Annotated in this window: 5 protein-coding genes; 1 reads left to right on the top strand and 4 read right to left on the bottom strand. The window is 36.5% G+C overall.

Annotated features, from left to right (window positions below; genetic code table 11):
- Positions 1 to 97: 97 nt before the first annotated feature.
- The 3 genes from ACSVH7_RS06640 to ACSVH7_RS06630 form a co-directional block, all read right to left on the bottom strand.
- Positions 98 to 2,329: a cation:proton antiporter domain-containing protein gene (locus ACSVH7_RS06640; RefSeq protein ID WP_438065925.1), complete on the bottom strand. Its 2,232-nt coding sequence runs from the start codon at positions 2,327 to 2,329 to the stop codon at positions 98 to 100.
- Positions 2,330 to 2,482: 153 nt separating this feature from the next.
- The gene (gene purB / locus ACSVH7_RS06635) at positions 2,483 to 3,829 is read right to left on the bottom strand and encodes an adenylosuccinate lyase (protein WP_438065923.1); all 1,347 of its coding nucleotides are present in this window, start codon (positions 3,827 to 3,829) and stop codon (positions 2,483 to 2,485) included.
- Positions 3,830 to 3,887: 58 nt separating this feature from the next.
- Entirely contained in the window at positions 3,888 to 4,595 is a 708-nt protein-coding gene (locus tag ACSVH7_RS06630) for an SIR2 family NAD-dependent protein deacylase (RefSeq protein WP_438065921.1), read from the bottom strand.
- Between the two features lie 308 nt (positions 4,596 to 4,903).
- On the opposite strand from ACSVH7_RS06630, the gene ACSVH7_RS06625 reads away from it, so the two are divergent.
- A complete protein-coding gene (locus ACSVH7_RS06625; RefSeq protein WP_438065919.1) occupies positions 4,904 to 5,566 on the top strand; it encodes a TrmH family RNA methyltransferase in 663 nt (220 codons plus the stop codon).
- A gap of 219 nt (positions 5,567 to 5,785) precedes the next feature.
- Here ACSVH7_RS06625 and secA read toward each other — a convergent pair whose 3' ends face one another.
- Positions 5,786 to 9,130, bottom strand: a complete 3,345-nt coding sequence (secA, locus tag ACSVH7_RS06620) for a preprotein translocase subunit SecA (RefSeq protein WP_438065917.1) — start codon at positions 9,128 to 9,130, stop codon at positions 5,786 to 5,788.
- Positions 9,131 to 9,215 lie beyond the last annotated feature (85 nt).

The raw sequence follows: 9,215 nt of genomic DNA, 5'->3' as shown, positions 1-9,215 counted from the left end.
AGCCCTATAATTGAATATAAGTTTATGAAAAAAGCCCTCTGATAGGTGAATCACGAGGGCTTTTTTGTTGTTTGAGACGTGTTTTTCTTGGTTAGAATTAGTCATGAACCAAATCGGATAGTCGTTTTTTATCTCCTACAATCCATAAGATATCGTCTTTTTCAAGAACAACGTTAGATTCGGGATTTAATTGGCGTTTCCCTCTTTTTTCTATACCAACCACAAGCCCTTTTGTCTTTTCACGAAGTTTAGATTCTTTGATGCTTTTACCAATAAAAGCATGGTTTTTCAACTCTATTTGTCGGAGTACAATATCAGGTTCTATGATTTCTGGTGTAGCTTCAATTTCATGTTGGTCCAAATATTTTTTGAATTCTTGCACTTGAGCATCGGTACCAATAACATTGATTTCATCACCAGGAAAAATACGCTCATTGGCGTCTGGAATATGAATGGTAATCTCTCCTCTTTTGATAGAAGCAATATTAATTCCTAGTTGTTCTCTTAGTTGTAATTTTTTTAAAGTCTCACCAGCAATATTCGATTCGGCCGCAATATCAAAAACCGCCATGTGACCGTCCCAAGGCGATAAATCACTGCGACTTCTTTTAGCTTTGCTAATTTCTCTATCATTTAAATTGGATAAAAAATGATTCTCTATTTTGTGGTACTGATGGTTTAATCTTTTTTGGAACAAAAAGTAAAGAATAATAGCCACTACAAACGCAACTAAAGCTGTTTTTGGAGAAAAGAAGATATTCAATAACAAGCCAATATAAACAATGGCAATTAGTATTCTAAATAAGAACAACATGGCCATTGGGCCTCTAGATTTTCGCTCTTCCAAAAGAATACTAACCTCGGCAACCGCAACTCTTCTTAACGATAATGCCCAAAGAAATGGCGCTAAAAAAATCAATGTAATTAAAGCACCGATAGCTGCTCCAAACGGATATTCTTTTACTAATGGCAGAATGAATCTTGAAGAAAGTAAAATAACGGCAACAATTATAATAGAATGAATAACAACCTGTGTCAAGTAAGCATTAATGACAGTTTTCCAATTGTTAACTGTTTTGATGGCTTGGGTACTTGCGCTATAACGTTCAATTCTTTTAAGCCATTTTCTGGGTAGTTTTCTACTTAAAAAATCAGAAAAGGGACCTGAAAATTTAATCATATAGGGCGTACTAAAAGTAGTCATCGCAGAAACGGCAACAACTATTGGATAAAGGAATGAACTAGTCACTTGGAGCGTAATTCCTAAAGTAGCAATGATAAATGAAAACTCTCCAATTTGTGATAAACTCATTCCTGTCTGCACAGATTCCTTTAGGGGTTGTCCAGAGAGAAGGCATCCAATGGTTGAACTAATAGATTGACCAAGTATGGTTGCTATAGATAAAATTAGTACAGGAACTGCATGTTCTACTAAAGCATGCGGGTCAATCAACATTCCTACCGAAACAAAAAAGACAGCACCAAACAAATCTTTTACGGGCTTTACTAAATGCTCTATATGTTCCGCTTGAGTGGTTTCGGCAATAATAGAACCCATAATAAAGGCACCAAGAGCGGGAGAGAAACCAACATTAGCAGCCAAAATTACCATTAACAAACAAAGAGCTATAGATATGATAAGTAACATCTCATCTGTTAATAAATGCTTGGCTTTTTTTAATACCGTTGGAATGATAAAAATCCCACTCAAAAACCAAAGCACTAAAAAGAAAACCAATTTCAAAATCGATTGAAGCAACTCGCCGCCGGAGAAATTTTCACTAACGGCTATAGTAGACAAAAGAACCATTAATAGAATGGCAATAATATCTTGTACGATTAACGCACCAATTACATTCCCTACAAATCGTTGTACTTTTATCCCTAATTCATCAAAACTTTTCAAAATAATAGTTGTTGATGAAATAGATAAAATTACACCTAGAAAAAGACTATCCATTTTGGACCAATCTAGCAATTGGCCCACAAAATAGCCCAAAAAAATCATAAAGCTAATTTGAGTGATGGCTGTTATCGATGCCGTTCCGCCTACTTTGATTAGTTTTTTAAAACTGAATTCTAAACCCAAACTGAATAGTAAAAAGATGATACCAATCTCTGCCCATACTTCAACACTTTTGGTATCGCGAATGGTTGGGAAAAAATCAAAATTATTGCCAGCCAAAAATCCAGCTATCAAATACCCTAAAACCAAAGGTTGCTTTAATTTTTTGAACAGTAATACAGCAATTCCTGCCGTCATAAGTATTAACCCCAAATCAGTAATTAGTGGTTCAAGATGGGTTGATGCTTCTGCAACTGCACTCATTATTTTTGGTTTTGAAAATTATAAAATCTCTATTTTGGCTAATTTACAAAAATCGTTTTTGAAATCCTGTTTTTGAGCTACAACAAAAAGTTAAAAACCAAAAAAAGCTATCGGTTAGGATAGCTTTTTTTGGTAAAAATATTTTTTGGACGATTAAATCCCAATAAAATTACTGGGTGTGATTTGTAGTAATTCTGCTTTTATGGCATCAGAAACTTCTAAAGTAGCTATAAATGCATGCATTGAATCTTTAGTGATTGCTTCGTTCGTTCTAGTCAAACCTTTTAGCGCTTCATAAGGATTTGGATAGGCTTCGCGACGTAAAATCGTTTGAATAGCTTCTGCAACTACTGCCCAATTGTTTTCTAAATCTTCGTGGAATTTACTTTCGTTCAATAACAATTTGTTCAATCCTTTCAACGTCGCTTCAAAAGCAATAAGTGTATGTCCCATTGGTACTCCAATGTTTCTCAAAACCGTACTGTCTGTTAAATCACGTTGTAGTCTTGATAAAGGTAATTTGGCAGACAAATGTTCAAAAATCGCATTGGCTATGCCTAAATTTCCTTCGGAGTTTTCAAAATCAATAGGGTTTACTTTATGTGGCATAGCCGATGAACCAATTTCGCCCGCTTTGATTTTTTGTTTGAAATACTCCATAGAAACATACGTCCAAATATCGCGATCCAAATCGATAATAATAGTGTTGATTCTTTTTAAAGCATCAAAAAATGCAGCAAAATGGTCGTAATGTTCAATTTGAGTCGTTGGGAAAGAGTGGTGTAATCCCAGAGTGTCTTCTACGAATTTTTTACCAAATTGTCTCCAGTCAATTTGTGGATAGGCAACGTGGTGTGCATTGTAATTTCCAGTAGCACCACCAAATTTAGCCGCAAACGGAATGTTGAACAACAAACGCATTTGTTCTTCCAAACGCTCAACGAAAACCCCAAGTTCTTTTCCTAAACGAGTAGGAGAGGCAGGCTGTCCGTGCGTACGTGCCAACATAGGAACGTGAGCCCATTCTTGACTTAACTCTTTCAATTTAGCAATTAAACCAATCAAGGATGGCATATACACTTTTTCAAATGCTTCTTTTGTCGAAAGCGGAATAGCCGTATTGTTGATGTCCTGAGAAGTCAATCCAAAATGAATAAACTCTTTGTGAGCCGATAGACCCAATTTTTCAAAAGCGTCTTTTATAAAGTATTCTACCGCTTTTACGTCGTGATTGGTCACTTTTTCAGTTTCCTTAATCCAAAGCGCATCTTCGGTACTAAAGTTTTTGTAGAGGTTGCGTAAACTCTCAAATACATTTGGGTTTACTCCAGTCAATTGTGGTAAAGGTTGTTCGCATAAGGCAATGAAATACTCGATTTCAACCAAAACACGGTATTTAATCAACGCTTCTTCTGAGAAAAAAGGCGCTAATGCAATTGTTTTATTTCTATATCTCCCATCAATAGGAGAAATGGCATTTAATTCGTTTAAAGTAGTCATTGTTGTGTTTTTTGTTCGAAAGGCACAAAAATAAGCATAAGTGTTCAGTATTCAGTTTTCAAGACTTAGTTTTTTTCTCTAATTCCAATAACTTTTGTTGCAAAACAAGAATTCCTTCTGTAGCCTTCATAGCAATACAACTTAGCGGATTTTTCACATTCGAAATCGTAGTCGCTTTGGGGTCAATATAAAAAATCGGAACATTTTTTGGCGCAAAATCTGTCAGTCCAGCCGCAGGATACACTTGCAACGAAGTCCCAATAATCGCGATATAATCCGCTTGTTCAACCAGAGTAATCGCAGTTTCCAGTGCCGGAACCGCCTCGCCAAACCACACAACATGCGGACGTAACTGGTTGCCGTTCGTATCACAATCTCCCAGTTGCAAATCACCTCTCCAATCCAAAACGTAGGACTCATTTCGTGTACTTTGTACTTTTAGCAACTCACCATGCAAATGCAACACCTGTTGACTTCCCACACGTTCATGCAAATCATCTACATTTTGTGTGACAATATGAACCTCAAAATCCTGTTCCAAATTCACCAAAACTTGATGCGCCAAATTCGGCTTGACCTCCAATAATTGCTTCCTTCTTTGATTGTAAAAATCCAAAACCAAAGCAGGATTCTTTCGCCAACCTTCAGGCGTTGCCACCTCCATTACATCGTGCCCTTCCCACAATCCGTCGCTATCTCTAAAGGTTTTTATGCCGCTTTCAGCACTTATTCCAGCTCCTGTTAATACTACTAATTTCTTTTTCATTTGTCGAAAATTAATTTGTTTACCATTATTTGGGCGTGCCCACAGCTTCACAAAGGGGCATTCAGCAAGCGTGTTATGCGCCCCTTTGCGAAGCTGCGGTCGGGCTATCCATACTACTTCGGTAGTTTATTCCTATCCCTCACGCAAAAACAACAACTCAAATAAAATCATTTTTTCATTCAATTCCCAATTCTAAAATCCAAAACTCAAAATCCAAATTCCAAATTCCAAAACCCAAATACTATTTACTAATCACTAATTGCTAAGGACTAATTACTTTTCCTATTTTTGCCAAAAAAAAACGTTACATGATAGATTTAGAGTATCTCCATTTTCTTGAAAATATTTTGACCGATAACCGAAAAGAAAAATTCATAAAAGTACTTCAAGAAAGAACCAATCACTTTACAGTGGTAGTCGAAGATGTGTTTCAAATGCATAATGCTAGTGCGGTTATGCGTAGTTGTGAGGTTTTTGGTGTACAAAACCTGAATGTAATTGAGCAGCGCTATGGCAAAAGTATCGACAAGGAAATTGCTATGGGCGCTCAAAAATGGGTAGATATCAACTCTTTTGATTCGGTAGGAAATTGTATTGATACATTAAAAAACAAAGGCTATCAAATCATCGCTACCACACCACATACTGATGATTGTTTGTTAGACCATTTTGATATTTCTAAGCCTAGTGCTTTTTGTTTTGGTACAGAAAAAGAAGGTTTATCCGAAGAAATCATGCAAAAAGCTGATGGATTTCTCAAAATTCCTATGGTAGGTTTTACCGAGAGTTTAAACATTTCAGTATCGGCAGCAATTATTTTGCAAAATCTAACCAATCGGCTGCGCAATTCTGATATTCCTTGGCAATTAACCGAAGCCCAAATTCTCGAAAAACGACTCGATTGGGCACGAAAATCCATCAAAGACATCAAACGCATCGAGGCGCGCTACTACGAGGAGAAAGATAAATAACATAATAGTTCCGTAGGAACGATCAATATTGTAGCAACGGATTTTAATCCGTTGAAAAGTAAAATTTAATTGCAACGGATTTCAATCCGTTGAACAATAGTTCCGTAGGAACGATCAATATTGTAGCAACGGATTTTAATCCGTTGAAAAGTAACAAATATCATACAACAACAAAGGCTACCTTTTGGGCAGCCTTTGTTTTGTTATATAAAATTGGGTTTAGGGTACTAAAACCCAAGTTCCAGCTGCCAATAAGCTTTCGGCTTTTTTGTATTTCATCGTTTCTGTTTTGCCAGTAGCTACTTCTTGAATAGTTACCGTGTCATTACGATTAATTTTAGGCTGGTCGCGAACAATAGTTTCAGTCACTTGACGGGCTTGTGTTTGTCCTGCCTCGCGATTGATACTTTCGCTGTTCTCGATTTCGTCTTTATTCAATTGGTAATCCTCTTTTGGACGTTCTACTTCTTTAGCTTCTTGAATTCTTTGATTTTCTTGAGCAGGTAAGTCACCTTTAAACAAGAATGAAATCACTTCTTTATTCACATTATCCAACATAGAGCGGAATAAGTTGAAGGCTTCTAACTTGTAAATAAGCAATGGGTCTTTTTGTTCGTGAACTGCCAATTGAACCGATTGTTTCAATTCGTCCATTTTACGTAAATGTTTTTTCCAAGCTTCGTCTACAATCGCTAAAGTGATGTTTTTCTCAAAATCAGCTACCAATTGCGCTCCTTCAGTATCATAAGCTTTTTTCAAATCGGTCACCACATTCAAGGATTTGATGCCATCAGAGAAAGGAACTACAATACGTTCGAATTGGTTGTTTTGATCCTCATATACACTTTTGATAATAGGAAAAGCTTCTCTAGCACTTCTTGCTGTTTTTTCGGTGTAAAAATCCAAAGTGGCTTTGTATACTTTTCCAGTTAATTCCATTTCATTCAGTTTGGCAAAATCACTTTCGCTAACTGGTGACGTAATAGAGAAATAACGAATCAATTCAAATTCGAAGTTTTTGAAATCGTTGCTTAATTTATTGTTGGTAACAATCAATTCGCAAGTATCATACAACATATTGGCGATGTCTAGTTTTAGACGCTCTCCATGTAAAGCATGACGACGACGTTTGTAAACCACTTCACGTTGTGCATTCATAACGTCATCATATTCTAATAAACGTTTACGAACCCCAAAGTTATTTTCTTCTACTTTTTTCTGTGCACGTTCAATAGATTTGGTCATCATAGAATGTTGAATCACTTCTCCTTCTTGTAAGCCCATTCTATCCATAACTTTGGCTACTCTTTCCGAACCAAACAAACGCATTAAGTTGTCTTCTAGTGACACATAGAATTGAGAACTTCCTGGGTCTCCTTGACGACCTGCACGACCACGTAACTGACGGTCCACACGACGTGAATCGTGACGTTCCGTACCGATAATGGCCAATCCACCAGCTGCTTTTACTTCTGGGGTCAATTTGATATCCGTTCCACGACCCGCCATATTGGTAGCAATAGTTACCACACCTGGTTTACCAGCTTCTTCTACAATTTGAGCCTCTTGTTTGTGCATTTTTGCATTCAATACATTGTGCGTTACACCACGCATTTTAAGCATTCTACTCAATAGCTCAGAAATCTCTACAGATGTTGTTCCAATTAATACCGGTCTTCCAGCTTTAGATAATTCAGTAACATCTTCGATTACGGCATTGAATTTTTCACGAGTCGTTTTGTAAATCAAATCGTCTTTGTCAATTCTAGCCATTCCTCTATTGGTAGGAATTTCAACTACGTCTAATTTGTAGATTTGCCATAACTCACCAGCTTCTGTTACAGCTGTTCCTGTCATACCACCTAGTTTGTTATACATTCTAAAGTAGTTTTGTAAAGTAACAGTAGCAAAAGTTTGAGTGGCTGCTTCAATTTTTACATTTTCTTTGGCTTCAATGGCTTGGTGTAATCCGTCAGAGTAACGACGGCCGTCCATAATACGTCCTGTTTGTTCATCAACAATAAGGATTTTATTGTCCATGATCACGTATTCTACATCTTTTTCAAAAAGAGAATAGGCTTTTAATAACTGAGTCAAAGTATGAATACGCTCGCTTTTTACACCAAAATCTTGGAATAATCTTTCTTTTGCTTCCGCTTCAGTGTCTTTATCTAAATTTTGCTTTTCGATAGCGGCAATTTCGGTTCCAATGTCTGGAAGAACGAAAAAGTCTGCATCTGTATCGCCAGAAAGGAATTTAATTCCATTATCCGTCAATTCTACTTGATTGTTTTTTTCTTCAATTACGAAATATAAAGCTTCATCAACAATGTGCATTTCGCGATTATTGTCTTGCATGTATTGATTTTCGGTTTTTTGAAGTAATTGTTTGATACCTTCTTCACTCAAGAATTTAATTAAGGCTTTGTTCTTTGGTAAACTTCTGTAGGCTCTCAATAAATTGAAACCTCCTTCTTTGGTATTACCTTCCTTAATTAATTTTTTAGCTTCAGCCAAAAATCCATTAGCCAATTGACGTTGTAAACTTACTAAGTTTTCGATTTTTGGTTTCAATTCATTAAACTCATGGCGATCACCTTCAGGAACAGGACCAGAAATAATCAAAGGAGTTCTAGCGTCATCAATCAACACAGAATCCACCTCATCGACAATGGCGTAATTGTGTTTGCGTTGCACTAAATCCTCTGGAGAATGTGCCATATTATCTCTTAGGTAATCGAAACCAAATTCGTTGTTGGTTCCGTAAGTGATGTCTGCATCGTAGGCTTTTTTTCTGCCTTCAGAATTCGGTTGGTGGTTGTCAATACAATCAACAGTCAAACCATGAAATTCGAATAAAGGAGCTTTCCAAGTACTATCACGTTTAGCCAAGTAATCATTTACGGTTACCAAGTGCACTCCGTTTCCAGTTAAGGCATTCAAGTATAATGGCAAAGTAGCTACTAACGTTTTTCCTTCACCCGTTTGCATTTCAGAGATTTTACCTTGATGCAATACCATTCCACCGATCAACTGCACGTCGTAGTGGATCATGTCCCAGGTAATTTCTTTACCAGCAGCATTCCATGAGTTAGCCCAATTAGCAGTATCCCCCACAATATTGATGTAGCTTTTAGTGGCTGATAATTCTCTATCTTTTGGAGAGGCTTTAACGCTAATGGTTGTGTTTTCTTTGAAACGTCTGGCGGTTTCTTTAACCACTGCAAAAGCTTCAGGAAGAATATCCATTAAGGTTTTTTCAGAAATATCATAAGCTTCTTTTTCAAGAGCATCTATAGCGATATAAATATCCTCTCTTTTGTCAATATCAGAGATGGTTTCTACTTCTTCTTTCAAAGCCGAAATCTTGGCATCTTTCTCTGCTCTAGCTTGTTTTATTTTCTCTTTAAAGTAAGCAGTTTTTGCTCTTAATTCGTCGTGTGACAAGGCTTGCAAGCTACTCTCAAAAGTTTTTATTTTACTTAAATAAGGTTGTAAAGCTTTAACGTCTTTTTGAGATTTATCGCCTACAAATACTTTTAATATGCTGTTTATGAAACTCATGATTTAGTTGTATTTCTATTTTATATTTTGTGTTATTTAAAACAAAAAAAAAGCCTCTTTTTGGAGACTTTTTCTTGGGTTACTT

It is taken from the genome of Flavobacterium sp. TSSA_36, assembly GCF_051547165.1.
Taxonomy (GTDB): Bacteria; Bacteroidota; Bacteroidia; order Flavobacteriales; family Flavobacteriaceae; genus Flavobacterium.
Note: the sequence above shows the minus strand (reverse complement) of the source record. Positions and strands in the feature narration are given on the sequence as shown.